General features: G+C 72.0%; 16 protein-coding genes. 8 read left to right on the plus strand and 8 right to left on the minus strand.

Going from position 1 to position 17,736, the window contains the following annotated elements:
• Positions 1 to 19 precede the first annotated feature (19 nt).
• The gene (gene pstS / locus ACX6XY_RS05085) at positions 20 to 1,150 is read right to left on the minus strand and encodes a phosphate ABC transporter substrate-binding protein PstS (protein ID WP_460326821.1); all 1,131 of its coding nucleotides are present in this window, start codon (positions 1,148 to 1,150) and stop codon (positions 20 to 22) included.
• A 358-nt stretch (positions 1,151 to 1,508) separates the two neighbouring features.
• Positions 1,509 to 3,341: a bifunctional metallophosphatase/5'-nucleotidase gene (locus tag ACX6XY_RS05090; protein WP_460326823.1), complete on the minus strand. Its 1,833-nt coding sequence runs from the start codon at positions 3,339 to 3,341 to the stop codon at positions 1,509 to 1,511.
• A 204-nt stretch (positions 3,342 to 3,545) separates the two neighbouring features.
• On the opposite strand from ACX6XY_RS05090, the gene mshD reads away from it, so the two are divergent.
• The 5 genes from mshD (at position 3,546) to ACX6XY_RS05115 (ending at position 9,306) form a co-directional block, all read left to right on the plus strand.
• Positions 3,546 to 4,478 (plus strand): mycothiol synthase, encoded by a 933-nt coding sequence (mshD, locus tag ACX6XY_RS05095; protein WP_460326825.1) that lies wholly within the window; start codon positions 3,546 to 3,548, stop codon positions 4,476 to 4,478.
• Between the two features lie 146 nt (positions 4,479 to 4,624).
• Complete coding sequence (locus tag ACX6XY_RS05100) at positions 4,625 to 7,036, plus strand: RNA degradosome polyphosphate kinase (protein ID WP_460326827.1); 2,412 nt, start codon at positions 4,625 to 4,627, stop codon at positions 7,034 to 7,036.
• Positions 7,017 to 8,216, plus strand: a complete 1,200-nt coding sequence (locus ACX6XY_RS05105) for a CHAD domain-containing protein (protein ID WP_460326829.1) — start codon at positions 7,017 to 7,019, stop codon at positions 8,214 to 8,216. The genes ACX6XY_RS05100 and ACX6XY_RS05105 overlap by 20 nt, the downstream gene beginning before the upstream one ends.
• Positions 8,213 to 8,650: an NUDIX hydrolase gene (locus ACX6XY_RS05110; protein WP_460326832.1), complete on the plus strand. Its 438-nt coding sequence runs from the start codon at positions 8,213 to 8,215 to the stop codon at positions 8,648 to 8,650. The genes ACX6XY_RS05105 and ACX6XY_RS05110 overlap by 4 nt, the downstream gene beginning before the upstream one ends.
• Positions 8,651 to 8,895: 245 nt before the next feature.
• On the plus strand, positions 8,896 to 9,306 hold the full coding sequence (locus ACX6XY_RS05115; protein ID WP_460326834.1) for a VOC family protein: 411 nt from the start codon (positions 8,896 to 8,898) through the stop codon (positions 9,304 to 9,306).
• A gap of 63 nt (positions 9,307 to 9,369) precedes the next feature.
• Here the strand turns inward: ACX6XY_RS05115 and ACX6XY_RS05120 are convergent, their stop codons facing one another.
• Complete coding sequence (locus ACX6XY_RS05120) at positions 9,370 to 10,044, minus strand: hypothetical protein (RefSeq protein WP_460326836.1); 675 nt, start codon at positions 10,042 to 10,044, stop codon at positions 9,370 to 9,372.
• A 165-nt stretch (positions 10,045 to 10,209) separates the two neighbouring features.
• On the opposite strand from ACX6XY_RS05120, the gene ACX6XY_RS05125 reads away from it, so the two are divergent.
• Positions 10,210 to 10,857: a hypothetical protein gene (locus ACX6XY_RS05125; protein ID WP_460326838.1), complete on the plus strand. Its 648-nt coding sequence runs from the start codon at positions 10,210 to 10,212 to the stop codon at positions 10,855 to 10,857.
• Between the two features lie 25 nt (positions 10,858 to 10,882).
• Here ACX6XY_RS05125 and ACX6XY_RS05130 read toward each other — a convergent pair whose 3' ends face one another.
• The 5 genes from ACX6XY_RS05130 to ACX6XY_RS05150 all read right to left on the minus strand — a co-directional run bounded on the left by ACX6XY_RS05130 (position 10,883) and on the right by ACX6XY_RS05150 (position 16,256).
• Complete coding sequence (locus tag ACX6XY_RS05130; protein ID WP_460326840.1) at positions 10,883 to 12,289, minus strand: HAMP domain-containing sensor histidine kinase; 1,407 nt, start codon at positions 12,287 to 12,289, stop codon at positions 10,883 to 10,885.
• Complete coding sequence (locus tag ACX6XY_RS05135) at positions 12,286 to 13,116, minus strand: response regulator transcription factor (protein WP_460326842.1); 831 nt, start codon at positions 13,114 to 13,116, stop codon at positions 12,286 to 12,288. Before ACX6XY_RS05135 ends, ACX6XY_RS05130 begins: the two co-directional genes overlap by 4 nt.
• A 267-nt stretch (positions 13,117 to 13,383) precedes the next feature.
• Positions 13,384 to 14,310 (minus strand): S1C family serine protease, encoded by a 927-nt coding sequence (locus tag ACX6XY_RS05140; protein WP_460326845.1) that lies wholly within the window; start codon positions 14,308 to 14,310, stop codon positions 13,384 to 13,386.
• An 89-nt stretch (positions 14,311 to 14,399) separates the two neighbouring features.
• Positions 14,400 to 15,422: a LacI family DNA-binding transcriptional regulator gene (locus ACX6XY_RS05145; RefSeq protein ID WP_460326847.1), complete on the minus strand. Its 1,023-nt coding sequence runs from the start codon at positions 15,420 to 15,422 to the stop codon at positions 14,400 to 14,402.
• Between the two features lie 24 nt (positions 15,423 to 15,446).
• Positions 15,447 to 16,256: a response regulator transcription factor gene (locus ACX6XY_RS05150; protein WP_460326849.1), complete on the minus strand. Its 810-nt coding sequence runs from the start codon at positions 16,254 to 16,256 to the stop codon at positions 15,447 to 15,449.
• 242 nt (positions 16,257 to 16,498) lie between these two features.
• On the opposite strand from ACX6XY_RS05150, the gene ACX6XY_RS05155 reads away from it, so the two are divergent.
• Together ACX6XY_RS05155 and ACX6XY_RS05160 are read left to right on the plus strand one after the other, a co-directional pair.
• Positions 16,499 to 17,416, plus strand: coding sequence for an alpha/beta hydrolase (locus ACX6XY_RS05155; protein ID WP_460326851.1), 918 nt, complete (start codon positions 16,499 to 16,501; stop codon positions 17,414 to 17,416).
• A 57-nt stretch (positions 17,417 to 17,473) separates the two neighbouring features.
• Positions 17,474 to 17,728 (plus strand): MoaD/ThiS family protein, encoded by a 255-nt coding sequence (locus tag ACX6XY_RS05160; RefSeq protein WP_460326854.1) that lies wholly within the window; start codon positions 17,474 to 17,476, stop codon positions 17,726 to 17,728.
• The last annotated feature ends 8 nt before the right edge of the window (positions 17,729 to 17,736 follow it).

The following is a 17,736-nucleotide window of genomic DNA, read 5'->3' on the forward strand; positions in this document are numbered from 1 at the left end:
GGACCGGCCGCACCGGGGATCAGCTCAGGTTCGCGACGGTCTCGCGGACCTTGGTGGCGATCTCGGTCGGGATCGGGGCGTAGTCGTTCTTCTTCAGGACGTCCTGGCCTTCTTCGCTGGCCAGGTAGGTCAGGAAGGACTTGGTCGCGCCGAGGGTCTCGGGCTTGTTGCCCTTCTCGCAGGCGATCTCGTACGTCACCAGGACGATCGGGTAGGCGCCGTCGGCCTTGGTCGCGTAGTCCAGCTCCATGGCGAGGTCGTTGCCCTTGCCGACGATCTTGCCCGCGGCGATGGCCGCAGAGGCGTTGTCGACGGTGGCCTCGACCGGCTCGGATGCGCCGGTGTCCAGCTTCACCGTGGGGATGTCGTCAGCGGAGGCGTAGGACAGCTCGAAGTACGTGATCGCGCCCTCGACCTGCTTGACCTGCCCGGCCAGACCGGAGGAGCCCTGCGCGGACTGGCCGCCCTTGCCCGCCCAGGCCTTCGCGGGCTCGTAGGGCCAGGCCTTGGGGGCGGCGGTGTTCAGGTACGTGGTGAAGTTGTCCGTGGTGCCGGAGTCGTCCGAGCGGTGGAAGGACTGGACCTTGGTGCTCGGGAGCTTGGCTTCCGGGTTCAGCTTCTTGATCGCCGGGTCGTCCCAGGTCTTGATCTTGTCGTTGAAGATGTCGGCCAGGGTCTTGGCGTCCAGGACGAGGTCGTCCACGCCCGGCAGGTTGTAGCCGACCGCGATCGGGCCGCCGACCATCGGGAGGTTGACGGCCTGGCTGTCCTTGCAGACCTTCTTGGACTGCTCGATCTCGTCCGCGTCCAGGGCCGAGTCGGAGCCCGCGAAGGCGGTCTGGCCCTGGAGGAACGCGGTGATGCCCGCGCCCGAGCCGGTCGGGTTGTAGTTGATGCGGGCGTCCTTGCAGGAGGCCGCGTACTCCTTGATCCACGCGTCGATCGCGTTCTTCTGCGCGGACGACCCGGACGCCTTGATGTCGCCCTTGGCGTCGTCGCACTTGATGTTGGAGTTGGCGGCGGTCTTGGTGCCGCCGTCACCGCCGCCGCCGCTCGTGTCGTCGGAGCCGCACGCCGTGAGGGCCAGGGCGCCGGAGACGGCGAGAGCACCGAGGGTGATGGCCCGCCGGTTCATGCGCTGAAGCTTCACTTTCGGGTGTTCCTTCCAGGAGCCGCCGTCGGTGGCGGCGTGCGAAGAGGTTCGGCCAGGTGGCCCGGTCCATCTCGGGGTGGCGACGTGGCCGGTTCGGCCGCGACACGCACCGTGTGAGTCCGAAATTAGGCAGGAGAGGTGAAGCGGCCGACCGTCGAGAGTGAACGGGAGGTGAACCTGCGAGGGCGGTGTGGTTAGGTCACGGGAAGGTTACGTTCGGTGGGGGGTGCGCGCACACGGAAGCGCGCGCGGTACGGGATCGTGCGCGATACGGGATCGTGCGCACACGAAAGCGGGGGCGGCGGGCTCGCTGCCCGCCGCCCCCGCTTCAGGGTGCTCGTCGTGCCGCTCCTGCTTACTGCACGACCGTGATGCGGTCCGCCTTCGGCGGGGCGATCGGGGACGACTGAGAGGAGTTCTCCGTCAGGTACGTCTCGAAGGCCGCCAGGTCGTCGCCGCCCACCAGGACGTCAGTGCCCTCGCCCAGCTCGGTGAAGCCGTCGCCGCCGCCCGCGAGGAACGAGTTCATCGCGACCCGGTAGGTGGCGGACGCGTCGAGCGGCTCGCCGTTCAGGCGGATGGAGTCCGTGACGACCCGGTCCGCGCCCGTCTTCGTCAGGTCCAGCGTGTACGTGAAGCCGTCGGAGACCTGGAGGATCTTCGGGGACTCCTCGTTCTGGCCGCTGACCTGCTGCCGCAGGGCCGTGACCAGCTGCGCGCCGGTCAGGTCGACCAGGTTCACGGTGTTGCTGAAGGGCTGGACGGTGTACGCCTCGCCGTAGGTCACCGCGCCGTCGCCCTCGCCGCCGCTCGCCGCGAAGACCAGGTCGGAGCGGATGCCGCCGGGGTTCATCAGGGCCAGGTCGACATCGTCTTCGAGGGTCCTGGCGTGAGTGAGCTGCGCGTCCGCGATCAGGTCGCCGAGCGGGGACTCGGGGGCGTTCGCGCCGCGGCCCAGGATGTCCTCCGAGATATGGCCGATGGGGCGGTTCGCGATCGGCTCGGCCAGCGCGTTCCAGCGGTCGATCAGCGAGGTCATGTCGGCGGCCTTGGGCTGGTCCCGGCGCACCACATGGTTCGCGGACTCGACGCTGGTGCGCACGATGTCCTTGGTCCTGCGGTCGTACGTGAGGGTGGTGTCGGTGTAGAGACGCCCGAAGGACGCGGCCGAGGTGACCGTACGCGGGTTGCCCGCCGGGTCCGGGATGGTGCACGCGTACGCCCGGTGGGTGTGGCCGGTGACGATGGCGTCCACCTGCGGCGAGAGGTTCTCGGCGATGTCCGTGATCGGCCCGGAGATCCCGTCGCCGGCCCCGGGGCTGTCGCAGTCGTAGTTGTACGCGGAGCTCGCCGGGTAGCCGCCCTCGTGGATGAGCGCGACGACGGACTTCACGCCCTTGCGCTCCAGCTCCTTGGTGTACTTGTTGATCGTCTCGACCTCGTCGTGGAACTTCAGGCCCTTGATGCCCTCGGCCGAGACGATGTCCGGGGTGCCCTCCAGGGTCACGCCGATGAAGCCGATCCGGACGCCGCGGTGCTTCCAGACGGTGTACGGCTTGAGGACCGGCTTGCCGGTCTTCTCGTCCGTGACGTTGGCGGCGAGGTAGGGGAAGTCGGCGCCGCCGAAGGTCTTGCCCTCCTCGAAGCAGCCGTCCTCGGGGTGGCAGCCGCCCTTCTGGAGGCGCTTCAGCTCGGTGAGGCCCTCGTCGAACTCGTGGTTGCCGACCCCGGCCACGTCCAGGCCGAGCTTGTTCATCGCCTCGACGGTCGGCTCGTCGTGGAAGAGCCCCGAGATCAGGGGGCTGGCGCCGACCAGGTCACCGGCCGCGGCCGTGACGCTGTAGCGCTCGCCCTCGCGGGCCTCGCGCAGCGACGTCGCCAGGTACTCGACGCCGCCCGCCTCGATCTGCTCCTCGGTGCCGTCCTCGTGCTGGTGCGTCACACGGCCCGACGAGCCGGAGGGCGGCTCCAGGTTGCCGTGGAAGTCGTTGAACGACAGCAGCTGGACGTCGACCGTGCGGCCGTGCTTCTTGCCGCCGCCCTTGTGTCCGCCGTGTCCGCCGTGCCCGCCGTCCGGGTGGGCTCCGGCGGGCGCCGCCGCCGTCATGACTCCGGTGGCGGCGGCGAGCGCCACGGTGGCGGCGAGCAATCGGCCGCCGATCCGGCGCCGTTGTGGTGTCGCTGACATCAGTTCCCCTCAGTGGACAGCGAGACGATCGTCTGATGGTGCTGTTAGTGAGGCGCAGCCTATGGTCAACGCGCGTAGCGCAACAGGGGGTAACGGGTTACGAGGAGGTTGCTGGACAGGACTGGACGGGACCTGGGGACGGCCTCGCTCATGATTTGTCGGGGTCCGTCCCCTTGGCGGGCCCTGGGCTTTACGCTCAAGGGCATGACAGACGCAGCCGCCGCCGTGCCCCAGCGGTCCATCCAGACCCTCGACGCGCTCAGCCCCGAACAGGCCGACGCCGTACTCGCCCTGATCGCCGAAGCCGCCCGCACCGACGGGCAGCAGGCCGTCTCCGAACAGGGACGGCTGCAGCTGCGCGGCGGCCGCCGCGACGGAGTGCGACACCTGCTCCTGTACGTCGGCGACGAGCTGCTCGGGTACGCCCAACTGGAGGACACCGACCCGGTGGAGGCCCCCGCCGGTGAGCTTGTGGTGCACCCCGCGCGGCGCGGGCACGGACACGGCCGGGCGCTCGGCACCGCCCTGCTGGCCGTGTCGGGCAAGCGGCTGCGGGTGTGGGCGCACGGCGGCCACGCGTCGGCGCGGCACCTGGCCCAGGTGCTCGGGCTCACGCTGTTCCGCGAACTGCGCCAGATGCGGCGGCCGCTGGGCTCCGACGCGCCGCCGCTCGCCGAGCCGGTGCTGCCGCCGGGCGTCGCCGTACGCACCTTCGTGCCGGGGCAGGACGACGCGGCCTGGCTGGCCGCCAACGCCGAGGCGTTCGCCCACCACCCGGAACAGGGCTCGCTCACCCAGCGCGACCTGGACGACCGCAAGGCCGAGCCGTGGTTCGACCCGGCCGGGTTCTTCCTCGCCGTACGCGAGTCGGACGGCGAGCTGCTCGGCTTCCACTGGACCAAGACGCACGCGCCGGAGCGGCTCGGTGAGGTGTACGTCGTCGGGGTGCGGCCCGGCGCGCAGGGCGGCGGCCTGGGCCGCGCGCTCACCGCGATCGGCCTGCGGCACCTGGCGGGGCAGGGGCTGCCCACCGCGATGCTGTACGTCGACGCGGACAACAAGGCGGCGGTGTCGGTCTACGAACGCCTCGGCTTCGTCACCCACGAGACGGACCTGATGTACCGCACGGAGACGTGACGGGGCCCCTCGGGGCCCAGCCGGTGGGGTCCGCGGGGGGGCGGGGTCCGTGCGAGGCGCGTGTGAGGTCTGAGGGCCGCCCGCTGGGCTCCCGTATGTCATGTCGTCGTAACCGGTGATTCAGACGGCCTTGCGACGCTCGCGTCATGCAGCCCGACGCGCCCGAGCCCCCGCCGACCCCGGAGGCACACCCCCGGCCGACGCTCGTCGGCGCGCCCGCGACGGGTGGGACGCGGAAGAATGGACCTATGAGCCAGCCCTCCGCCGAAGCCCGCGTCCAGGCCACCGCCCCCGCCCAGACCACCGCCCGCGCCCAGGCCGCCCGCACCGCAGGGCCGAACGCGGTCCAGCACCCCCAGCCGTCCGTCGGCTCCATAGCCGCGCACCGCCCGCACACCGTGGCGGCCGCGGTGTCCGACCTGGAGCCCGACCTCGACTCGGACCTGGACGTGTACGAGGAGCACGACGACGGCGACGGGGCGGAGCTGCCGCAGGGCCGCTTCCTGGACCGGGAGCGCAGCTGGCTGGGGTTCAACGAGCGGGTACTCGAACTGGCCGAGGACCCGACGACCCCGCTCCTGGAGCGCGCCAACTTCCTGGCGATCTTCGCGAGCAACCTGGACGAGTTCTTCATGGTCCGCGTCGCGGGCCTGAAACGGCGGATCGCGACCGGCGTCGCCACCCGTTCGGCCTCAGGGCTCCAGCCGCGCGAGGTCCTGGACCTGATCTGGACCCGCACCCGCGAGCTCATGGCCCGGCACGCGGCCTGCTTCCAGGAGGACGTGGCGCCCGCGCTCGCCGACGAGGGCATCGAGATCGTGCGCTGGCCCGACCTCAGCGAGAAGGAGCAGGCCCGCCTGTTCACCCTGTTCCGGCAGCGGATCTTCCCCGTGCTGACCCCGCTGGCCGTGGACCCCGCGCACCCCTTCCCGTATATCTCGGGGCTCTCGCTCAACCTGGCCGTCGTCGTACGCAACCCGGTCACCGGGCACCAGCATTTCGCGCGGGTCAAGGTGCCGCCGCTGCTGAACCGTTTCCTTGAGGCGTCGCCCGGCCGCTATGTCCCCATCGAGGACGTGATCGCCGCCCCGGCGCACCTGGAGGAGCTGTTTCCCGGCATGGAGGTGCTCGCCCACCACATGTTCCGGGTCACCAGGAACGAGGACCTGGAGGTCGAGGAGGACGACGCCGAGAACCTGCTCCAGGCCCTGGAGAAGGAGCTCATGCGCCGCCGCTTCGGTCCGCCGGTGCGCCTGGAGGTCGAGGAGTCCATCGACCAGTACGTCCTGGACCTGCTGATCCGCGAGCTGAAGATCTCCGAGGCCGAGGTCTACCCGCTGCCGGGCCCGCTGGACCTCACCGGCCTGTTCGGGGTTTCCAGCCTGGACCGGCCCGAGCTGAAGTACCCGAAGTTCGTCGCGGGCACCCACCGCGACCTCGCCGAGGTCGAGTCGGCGTCCGCGCCCGACATCTTCGCCGCCCTGCGCGAGCGCGACGTCCTGCTGCACCACCCGTACGACAGCTTCTCGACCTCCGTGCAGGCCTTCCTGGAACAGGCCGCCGCCGACCCGGACGTCCTGGCGATCAAGCAGACGCTGTACCGGACCAGCGGCGACTCGCCGATCGTGGACGCGCTGATAGACGCCGCCGAGTCCGGCAAACAGGTCCTCGTCCTGGTCGAGATCAAGGCCCGCTTCGACGAGCAGGCCAACATCAAGTGGGCGCGGAAGCTGGAGGAGGCGGGCTGCCATGTGGTCTACGGCCTCGTCGGCCTGAAGACCCACTGCAAGCTGTCGCTCGTCGTACGCCAGGAGGGCGAGACGCTGCGGCGCTACTCGCACGTGGGCACCGGCAACTACCACCCCAAGACCGCCAGGCTGTACGAGGACCTGGGGCTGCTCACCGCCGACCAGCAGGTCGGAGCGGACCTGTCGGACCTCTTCAACCGGCTGTCCGGGTACTCGCGGCGGGAGACCTACCGGCGGCTGCTGGTCGCTCCCAAGTCGCTGCGGGACGGGCTGGTCGCCCGGATCCACAAGGAGATCGAGCACCACCGGGCGGGCCGCCCCGCCTCTGTCCGCATCAAGGTCAACTCGATGGTCGACGAGGCCGTCATCGACGCGCTCTACCGCGCGTCCCAGGCGGGCGTGCCGGTCGGCGTGTGGGTGCGCGGCATCTGCGCCGTACGGCCCGGAGTCGTCGGACTGTCCGAGAACATCCAGGTCAGGTCGGTGCTCGGCCGCTTCCTCGAACACTCGCGGGTGTTTGTCTTCGGCAACGGCGGGGAGCCCGAGGTGTGGCTCGGCAGCGCCGACATGATGCACCGCAACCTGGACCGGCGGATCGAGGCGCTGGTGCGGGTCCAGGACCCGGCGCACCGTGCCGCGCTCAACCGGCTCCTGGAAACCGGGATGTCGGACGCCACCGCCTCCTGGCACCTCGGCCCGGACGGCGACTGGACCCGGCACGCGACCGACCCGGACGGCCAACCCCTGCGCAACGTACAGGAGATGCTCATTGACGCCCGGAGGCGCCGGCGTGGCTCAGCGAAACCCTGACCGTACCGCTGCTCACGCGCCCGCGACGGGGGGCGATGTGCCGTCGGGCGCGGTGTCGTCGGACACGGTGTCGTCGGGCGATGTGCTCGCCCGCTATCTGCGGGAGCAGGCGACGGAGTTCCTGCGCGCGCTGCGGCAGCACCGCGAGAGCGGCACGGAGGACGCCGCCGAGTCCGCGCGCGCCCTGCGCCGTGCCGCGCGCCGGATCGGCGGCAGCCTGCACACGTTCCGGCCGCTGCTCGACGCGGAGTGGTCGGACCAGCTGCGTACGGAACTGACCTGGCTGTCGGGGACGCTGGGCCGCGAGCACGGGTACGCGGCCCGGCTGGAGCGGCTGCTCGCGGCGCTGCACCGGCTGTCGGGGGCGGCGGCGTTCCCGGTGCAGGCGGGCGACGGGGCGCGGGGCGGCGTCGTGCCGTCCGGAGCCGCGGGCGGGGCTGAGGGCGGAGCCGGTGCGGGGGCTGGGGCTGGTGCGGGGGCTGGGGCTGCTAAGGGGCAGCTCACGGTGGGCGCGGCCAAGGCGGGCGCGCTGCTTGAACGCCAGCTCACGCTCGCCAGGACCCGCGCGCACTCCGCGGCCCTGGGGGCCCTGGGCAGCTCCCGCTTCCACGCCGTCGCGGACGGGGTCGCCGTGCTGGCCAGCGAGGTGCCGCTGCGCAAGGAGGCGGCCGCCCACCAGCTCACCCCGTTCGCCGCCGACGTCCAGGCCCGCCTGAACGAGGCCGTCGCCGCGCTGCCGCTGGTCCGCGCCGGGCACCCGTACAACGCCGAGGCCCTCACCCACGGCCTCGCGCCCGACGAGGCCCCGCAGGCGCAGGACGCGCCCTGGCACCAGGTCCGCCTGCTGCTGCGACTGCACCGGTACGCCCGAGAGGCCCTCGCCGCCGACGCCGCCGCTGCCGCCCGCGCGCCGGAGCCGGGCGGCGTACGCCTGCTCAGCGCGGGCGAGGCCCTGGACCGGCACCGGGACGCCGCCGGGGCCGCGCACGCCGCCGCTTCGGCCGCCCGTACGCCGCGGATCGCGCCGACGACCGCGTACGCACTCGGCGTGCTGCACGCGGACCAGCGGCACGAGGTGGAAGCCGCGCGGTACGCCTTCCAGCGGGCGTGGCTGGGGGCGGGCGCTGGGCCGCATGTGGGCACCGGGCAGGGTGCGGGGTCGGCGGTGGGTGCGCCGTGAACGGCGGCGCGAGCGGTGGCGCGATCCTGGCCGGAGGGTGTGTGCTGTGGCGGCGCGCGGAGTCCGGCGACGGGCTGGAGATCTGCCTGGTGTTCCGGCCGAAGTACGGCGACTGGTCGCACCCCAAGGGCAAGCTCAAGCGCGGCGAGAGCGCCCGTGACGGAGCGGTGCGCGAGGTGCGCGAAGAGACCGGCATGACCTGCGAGCCGGGACCGGAACTCCTGAGCGCCCACTACGAGGTGGAGGGCCGCCCCAAGGAGGTCCGCTACTGGGCCGCCGAGGCCACCGGCGGCGTCTTCGAGCCGAACAGCGAGGTGTCCCGGCTGCTCTGGCTGCCCCCTGACGCCGCGCGCGGGCGACTCACCCAGGACCGGGACGCGGAGCTCGTCGACGACCTGCTCCGGGCCCTTGGCGCGTCCGGCCGCTCGTTCTGAAGGCGCTCGGCTAGGGTCTGTCCGGCGGATCAGGCCGCCTCTTGCCTGGCGGTGCGCTTTCGCTGCTGGTGAGCGGTGGTCTGGTGCGTGCAGCTGCAAGGCGGAGGAGGGCGACAACGCGGAGCGTTGGCAACCGACGACAACGCCGCAGATGTGCGTGCCAGACCACCGCGTCCCAGGCATGATCCGCCGGGCAGGCCCTAGCCTGCCCGGAACTGACGGTTCATCACGAAAGGGGTGGTCTTGTGCCTTCTCGTCTTAATCCGTACCTCAGCTTCGACGGCGACGCCCGGCAGGCGATGGAGTTCTACCGGGGCGTTTTCGGCGGCACCCTGACCACGAACACCTACGGCGACTTCGGCGAGAAGGAGGCCGGGCCCGTCGCCGACAAGATCATGCACTCCATGCTGGAGACGGACGGCGGCTTCACGCTGATGGGCTCCGACGTCCCGCCCGGAATGGAGCACAAGCCCGGAAACGACGTCTCGGTGAGCGTGAGCGGCGAGGACGCGGACGAGCTGCGCGGCTACTGGGAGCGGCTGTGCGCCGGGGCCACGGTCTCGGTCCCGCTGGAAAAGCAGATGTGGGGCGATGTCTTCGGCATGTGCACGGACCAGTTCGGCGTCACGTGGATGGTGAACATCGCTGACTCGTAGGGCGGCGCGGCTTCTGTCCGGCCGCCCTACCCGCTTCGTGGTGTGCCAGGGCCGGTGTTTACGTCAGAGTCGGCGCTTGCTCGTGGCCGCCGCGGCGCCGCAGGCGGCGCCCGCGGCGAGGGCCAGGCCGAGCAGTGCGACGGCCTCCTCCAGGTTGCCCTCCCACCAGGATTCGGCCGGGAAGAAGGGCTTGTCCTCCAGCATGTCCGCCACGACGTCCGAGTTGGCCGCGTCGAGCAGGATGAACACGACGCCGTTGGTGTAGCCGAAGAACGTGGCGGCCATGGCCAGCAGCGCGGCGAAGAGGAACGTGGCGGGTGACTTGCCGCCCGCCTTGCCCGCCACCGCGCCGACAGCCACGCCGATCACGAGCGCGAACACCCCGTAGGCGAGCTTGAGACCCGTCTTCGACAGGTCCTCATAGCTGGCGACCAGGATGCCGCCGAAGACCAGCGCGCCCATCACCGAGAGGAGCAGGCCGAGGAAGAAGGCCTTGGCCGGGTTGCCCGACGCGGGCGGCGGGAAGCCCGGCTGGAAGCCGCCCTGCGGGTAGCCGCCTTGGGGGTAGCCGCCCTGGGGCTGGGGATACGCGTAGCCGGGCTGCATCGGCTGCTGCGTCGGCTGCTGCACGGGCGGTTGCGGCGGGCCGGGGTAGCCGTACCCCGGCGGTGGCGGGCCCGGCGGCTGCTGGCCGTACGGCTGGGGTTGCTGTGGCTGTGGTTGCCAGGGCTGGTTCATGGGTCCCCCGAATATGAAGCATGAAGTGATGTGACAGTGGCTCAAGGTACCAACGCTCGCCGGGCCCTCGGGAGACTTGGGCGGGTCCGGTAGCCTGCGATGCCGTAACGCGGTAACCGCGTATCAGGCAGGTACGGGAATCCAGTACATCGGGGGACTACACATATGCGCACCAGTCGCGCCGTCGGCGCCATAGCTCTGGCCTTGGCCGCCGCTGTCACGCTGTCAGGCTGCACCGACAACCCTGAGGACAAGGCGTTCGGCGGTGCCGGAAGCCTCGGCAAGCCGCCGAAGATCGACCCCTCGGCCATGCCCAGCATCCCGATGCCGAGCATGGACCCGGACCGCGTCATCGGCGGCGCGAGCGGGGGCGACTCCGGGGTGACCGGCGGCGGCTCCGGCGGGTCCGGCGTCTCCGGCGGCAGCTCCGGTGGCAGCTCCGGTGGCGCCGGAGCGCCCGCGCCGCCCACCAAGTCGGCCCGGCCCACGTTCAACCCGAACGCGAGCGGTGAGGTCGTCGGCTCGAACTGCAGCGCCTCCCGCTCGGGGTCCGTCGTCCGGTTCACCTACGACGTGGACATCCAGAACGCGTCGTCCGAGCACGCCTTCGTCTACACGTTCGCGGTGACCTTCAAGGTGAGCGCGAGCGCCAGCTCCAAGCTGGCGACCGAGACGCTCGCCACCCGGAACCGGCGGGTGACGGTCGGCCCCTCGGGCAGCCGGAAGATCACCCTGAGCGCCTCGCGCACCAGCAACGAGGCGGGCAAGTACGCCTGTCGGCTCGACTCGCCTCGGAAGTCCCTGTCGCGCTAGGGCGAGTTTCGGGGAGAGACACGCCCTAGGGCAGGTCCGGCGGTGGCGTGGGGGCGCCGGGGAGGGTCACCACGGCCGCCGTGCCGCCGCCGGGCGCCGCGCGGAGGGTCACCTGGCCGCCGCACTCCTGGACCGTGCGGGCCACGATGGACAGGCCGAGGCCCGAGCCGGGCAGCGAGCGGGCGGTCGGGGAGCGCCAGAAGCGGTCGAAGACGTACGGGAGTTCGTCCGGCGGGATGCCAGGACCGTGGTCCCGGATCGTGAGCTCGCCCCGGCGGCCGAGGGTGACGTCGACCGTGGAGTGCGGCGGGCTGAACTTGACCGCGTTGTCCAGGAGGTTGACCAGGGCGCGCTCCAGGGCCGGGGGCTCGGCCCGTACGTACCACGGGGCGAGGTCCGCGGTCAGGGTGAGCTCGGGGCCCGCGCGCAGGCGGGCGCGCTCCAACGCCGTCTCGGCGATCTCGTGCAGGGCGACGACCTGGACCCGGCCGCTGGCGGGCGCCTCGGGGCGGGAGAGCTCCTGGAGATCGGTGATCAGCGAGGCCAGTTCGGTCATCTGGGCCCGGACCGAGGCGAGCAGCGCCCTGCGGTCGTCCGGGGGGATGGCGCGGCCCGTCTCCTCGCTGCGGGCCAGCAGGTCGATGTTGGTGCGCAGGGAGGTCAGGGGCGTACGGAGCTCGTGGCCCGCGTCCGCGATCAGCTGCTGCTGGAGGTCGCGGGACGAGGCCAGCGCGGAGGTCATCGCGTTGAAGGAGCGGGACAGGCGGGCGATCTCGTCGTCGCTGTCGCCGGCGAGGGGGATGCGGACGGTCAGGTCCTGGGTGCGGGCGATGTGCTCGACGGCGCCGGTCAGGTCGTTGACCGGGCGCAGTCCGGTGCGGGCGATCCACAGGCCCGCCGCGCCCGCGCCGAGTACGCCGATCCCGGCGACGGTGAGGAGCAGCAGAGCCAGCTGGTTCAGCGCGCCGTCGATCTCCGAGAGGGGGCGGGCGATCGACACGGTGAGGCCGGTCGTACTGTCCCGGCGGGTCAGCACGCGGACCTTCTGGCCGTCGTCGGTGTGGCCGTCGTGCAGGGTGTCGGGGATCAGCTGCTGGGCTACGTCCAGGTCGGACTCCTGGACCTGGAGCGCCTTGGAGCCGAGTCCGACGCAGCGGGTGCCGTCGGGGCGGACGACCTGGACGTAGGCGGTGCTGGGTGCGGCGGTGCCGGGGGAGGTGCGGCTCTGGTCCTGGCAGTCGGTCACCGTCGCCGAGAGGTAGCTGCGGCTGGCGTTCATGCTGTGCAGGGACGTGTCGAGTTCGTTCCGCAACTGCTGTCGGGTGAGCAGCCAGCTGGACGCGGCGACGGCCGCCACGGCGAGGGCGACCGCGGTGGCTACGAGGAGGGCGAGGCGGGTGCGGAGGGGGAGGGCGCGGAAGCGTTTGATCACGTGGTGCCGCCTGGGGCGGCTGGGGTGCCGGGGGCGGCTGGGCTGCCTGGGGTGGCTGGGGTGCCTGGGGTTTCTGTGCGGAGTGCGTAGCCCACGCCTCGGACGGTGTGGACCAGGCGGGGTTCGCCGCCTGCTTCCGTCTTGCGGCGCAGGTACATGACGTAGACGTCCAGGGAGTTGGAGCTCGGCTCGAAGTCGAAGCCCCAGACGGACTTCAGGATTTGCGCGCGGGTCAGCACCTGGCGCGGGTGCGCCAGGAACAGCTCCAGGAGCGTGAACTCGGTGCGGGTCAGCTGGACCGGACGGGTGCCGCGTACGACCTCGCGGGTGGCGAGGTTCATGCGGAGGTCCCCGAAGGTCAGTACGTCGGCGTCGGCGTCGGCGGTGGCCTGGTCGGCGGTGGTGGCGTTGGCGTTGGTGTTGGCTGTCGCGGCGTAGGAGCTGCGGCGGAGGAGGGCGCGGACGCGGGCGAACAGTTCGTCCAGCTCGAACGGCTTCACCAGATAGTCGTCGGCGCCCGCGTCCAGGCCGGTGACCCGGTCGCCTACGGTGTCGCGCGCGGTGAGCATGAGGATGGGCGTGGTGGAGCCGGTGGCGCGGAGTCGGCGGGCCGCGGTCAGGCCGTCCATGCGGGGCATCTGGATGTCCAGGACGAGCAGGTCGGGGGCGTACGCGGTGACCTTGTCGAGCGCTTCGAGGCCGTCGGCGGCGACCTCGGTGGCGTAGCCCTCGAAGGCGAGGCTGCGCTGGAGCGCCTCGCGGACGGCGGGCTCGTCGTCGACGATCAGAATGCGCTGCGGGGCGACGGCTTCGGCGGCGGCGTTCATCGGTGTCCCGTTCTCGGGGTGCGTGCGTGCTGTGCGTGCTGTTCGCTGTGGGGCGGGAGTGGGGTGGGGGGTACGTGCTCGCCCCCAGCGTAGGTGGGCCCCTCGTCGAAAAGCATGCGACCGGGGGCTGAGCACCAGGCTGCGCGCGCACCCCCCACCCCACCCCCTCACGTCCGTAGGCGGCTGCGGGCGGGTGGGGGTACGCCCGCCTTCGTCTGCGGGCGGGTGGGCGTACGTCCGCGTCTGCGGGGTGGGTGGGCCGCGCCCTCAGTTCCCTCGGAGTTTTGCCAGGTCGGACTTGACCGTGTTCACGGGGATCGCGAAGCCGAGGCCTACGCTGCCGGAGTTCGAGTTCGTGGACGCGCTGGGCGAGTACATCGCTGAGTTGATGCCGATGATGTTGCCGTTCATGTCGATCAGCGCGCCCCCGGAGTTTCCGGGGTTGAGTGACGCGTCGGTCTGGAGCGCCTTGTAGGTCGTCTTGGAGGTGCCGGTGTCACCGTTGAACCGTTCGCCCCCGTACTCGAAGGGCCAGCGGTCGTCCTGCTGGCGCTGCCCGCCGTCCGTGGACACCGTGACGTCGCGGTCGAGCGCGGAGACGATGCCGCTGGTGACGGTGCCGGTCAGGCCCTCGGGGGAGCCGATCGCGACCACCTCGTCGCCGACCCTGACGTTGTCGGAGTCGCCCAGCGTCGCGGCCTTGAGGCCGGACGCGTCCCTGAGCTTGATCAGGGCCAGGTCCTTGGAGCTGTCGGTGCCCACGACGTCGGCCTGGTAGCTCTTGCCGTCGTCGGTCCTGACGGTGATCGTGGACGCGCCCGAGATGACGTGGTTGTTGGTGATGATCTCGCCGTCGGATGTGATGATCACGCCGGAGCCCGTCGCCTGGCCCGCGCTGATCTCCACGATGCTGGGGCTGACCGCCTCGGCCACGCCGCTGACCGTGCCGCGCTGGCTGGTCGGTACGACGCTGGTGCTTGAGCCGGTGGTGGGGTTCGCGCTCCCGAACAGTTCCTGTGCCGCGTACGCGGTGCCGCCGCCGATCGCCGCGGCGAACAGAGCGACCGAGGCGAGCAGGGCCACGGGGCGGCGGGCGCGGCGGCGCTGGGGCGGCTGGGGCGCCTGGGACGGCTCGGAGGGAAGCGGCGGGGCGTAGGCGGGCGGGGGCGGGAAGCTGCTGGGCGTCTCGGTCATGTCTCAGAGCCTCGCGGGGGAGTCTGAGAGCTGTCTGAGTGTGTACTGAGAAGCCCGGCAGAAGTGCGTATGTCCGGTGTGAAGGCCGGTCAGTCGCAGCCGCAGGAGCGGCGGACGGTCAGCCGGGAGGGGAACTGGCGCAGGCGCTCGCGGCGGGAGCCCGCCACGCGCAGGCCGTCGTCCAGGACCAGGTCGACCGCGGCGCGGGCCATCGCCGGGCGGTCGGACGCCACGGTGGTGAGCGGCGGGTCGGTGAGGCCGGCTTCCTTGACGTCGTCGAAGCCCGCCACCGCCAGGTCGCCCGGTACGTCGATGCGCAGCTCGCGGGCCGCCCGCAGGACGCCGATGGCCTGGTCGTCCGTGGCGCAGAAGATCGCGGGCGGGCGGTCCGGGCCGGAGAGGAGGGTGAGGGCCAGCCGGTAGGCGTCGTAGCGGTTGAACGGGGCGTGGAACAGCCGTCCGTCGGTGGAGCGGCCCGCCTCCTGCATGGCGCGGCGCCAGCCCTCGACGTGGTCGGTGACCGGGTCGCCGGTCAGCGGGGTGTCCTCGGTGCCGCCGAGACAGGCGACGTACGCGTGGCCGTGTTCGAGCAGGTGGCGGGTGGCGAGCTGGGCGCCGCCGATGTCGTCGGTGACGACGGCCACGTCGTCCATGGCCTCGGGGCGTTCGTGCAGGAGGACCACGCGCGCGTCCCAGGCGTCGATCTCGGCGGCGGCCTGGGCCGAGAGCCCCTGGCTGACCAGGATCAGGCCCGCCACCCGCATGCCCAGGAACGCGCGCAGGTAGTGGACCTCGCGGTCGTGCAGATAGTCGGAGTTGCCGACCAGGACCATCTTTCCGCGCTCGGCGGCGGCCTGCTCCACGGCGTGTGACATCTCCGCGAAGAACGGCTGCCGTGCGTCCGGCACGATCATGCCTATGAGATCCGTGCGGCGGGACGCCATCGCCTGCGCGACCCGGTCCGGGCGGTAGCCCAGATCCTTGATCGCGGCGAGTACCCGCTCGCGCGTGGCCGGGGCGACCGGCCGGGGTCCGTTGTTGATGACATAGCTGACGACCGCGGTCGACGTACCCGCCAGTCGCGCCACATCGTCCCTAGTCACCTTGGCCACGCGCGAGAGTCTACGCGGGCAGAGTCAGCGCTTGGCAGGGCTCACGGTCGCATCGTTATCAACGGATTCGGTGGTGGTGGCGGTCGTGGTGTCGGATGGCGCGTTCCGCTGGGGCTTGGGGCGTGTGGTCTTCGTCTGTGCCTCGTCCGTGCCCCGGTCCGTCTTCTCCGGTGTGACGAAGCGATAGCCGACGTTGCGTACGGTGCCGATGAGCGCCTCGTGCTCCGGGCCGAGCTTCGCGCGCAGGCGTCGTACGTGGACGTCGACCGTACGGGTGCCGCCGAAGTAGTCGTAGCCCCAGACCTCCTGGAGCAGCTGGGCTCGGGTGAAGACCCGGCCGGGGTGCTGGGCCAGGTATTTGAGCAGCTCGAACTCCTTGAAGGTCAGGTCCAGGACCCGGCCCTTGAGCTTCGCGCTGTAGGTCGCCTCGTCCACCGAGAGGTCGCCGTTGCGGATCTCCATGGGGGAGTCGTCGCCGGTCAGCTGCTGGCGGCCCATCGCCAGCCGGATCCGGGCCTCCACCTCGGCCGGGCCCGCGGTGTCGAGCAGGACGTCGTCGATGCCCCAGTCGGCCGTGACCGCCGCGAGGCCGCCCTCGGTGACGACCAGCATCAGCGGGCAGCCGGGGCCGGTGGAGCGGAGCAGCTGGCAGAGGCTGCGGACCTGGGGGAGGTCGCGGCGGCCGTCGATCAGGATCACGTCGGCGCCCGGAGTGTCGACGAGCGCCGGGCCCTCGGCCGGGGCCACCCGCACGTTGTGCAGCAGCAGGCCGAGTGCGGGGAGCACCTCCGTCGACGGCTGGAGGGCGTTGGTGAGGAGCAGCAGAGAACTCATCGCCGCCCACCTGCCTGGATCGGACTCGGGTAGTGCGGTTTTCGCTCGCCCATGACGTCGGTTCCTCCTCGGTCCCTGCGAGGACGTATGTGGCACTGCTGGGGTTCTGCGGTGGCGGTCCCGCGCCCTGGGGCCGCCGCTGTCCGGCCGGTGGCGGGCGGTGAGCCCGCAAGCCTGCCGGAAAGCACAAAAGGATCCGGGGGCTGCGTTGCCCGGATCCTTCGCCAAGCAGAATAGCCCACATGACTTCCGCTGCGGCAGGGCGAATCGGAGGATCTTCTGTGCGGCCGATCACTCGGCGAGACCCGCCGGGGGCGGCGCGGGGCACTTTGCGCGACGGTTTGCGGGCGACTTTGCGCACCGCCGACGGGGTGGCGATCGACGCCGGGTACGAGCCGGGCGCGGGCGGCCCCGAGGCCCCCGCGATCGTGGTCGCGCACGGGTTCACGGGGCACCTGGAGCGGCCGCACGTGCGGCGGGCCGCGGGGGTCTTCGCGCGGTACGGGGCCGTGGTGACGTTCTCGTTCCGGGGGCACGGGAAGTCCGGTGGGCGCTCGACGGTCGGGGACCGCGAGGTGCTGGACCTGGCGGCCGCCGTGCGGTGGGCGCGCTCGTTCGGGCACGCGCGCGTGGTGACCGTGGGCTTCTCGATGGGCGGTTCCGTGGTGCTGCGGCACGCGGCCCTGGGCGGCGGCTCCGGGAGCGGGGCGGCGCATGAGGGGCGCGCGGGGGTACGCGGAGGGGCGGACGGTGTGGCGGGTGCGCCCGATAGGACCGATGGAGTGGTCTCGGTGAGCGCCCCGGCCCGTTGGTACTACCGCGGTACGGCGCCGATGCGGCGGCTGCACTGGGTCGTGACCCGCCCGCTGGGCCGCGCGGTCGGCCGCCATGTGCTGGGCACCCGTATCCAGCGCGCCCCGTGGGACCCCGTACCGCTGTCGCCGGTCGCGGCGGTGCCGCTGATCGCACCGACGCCGCTGCTGGTCGTGCACGGCGGCCGCGACCCGTACTTTCCGCTGGATCACCCCCGGATGCTGGCGTCCGCGGCGGCGGACGGCGGCGCGGAGCTGTGGCTTGAGCCGGAGATGGGCCACGCCGAGCACGCGGCCGACGACGCGCTCCTGGCGCGGATCGGCGGCTGGGCCGCGGGCCGGGCGTGAGCGCCTCGGCGCAGGCCGCATCATGGAGGCGGTACGTAAGCGAAAGGAGCCGCCGCGATGGCAACCGGCACGATCCGCTACTGGGCCGCCGCCAAGTCCGCCGCCGGTGTCGCAGAGGAGCCGTACGACGCGGCGACGCTGGCCGACGCGCTGGACGCCGCGCGGCTGCGACACTCCGGGGAGCTGGAGCGCGTCCTGCTGCGCTGCTCGTTCCTCGTCGACGGCGACCCCGTCGGCACGCGCGCGCATGAGACCGTACCGCTGGCCGAGGGCGGCACGGTCGAGGTGCTCCCGCCGTTCGCAGGAGGGTGACCGCGAGA

It is taken from the genome of Streptomyces sp. O3 (assembly GCF_054788135.1).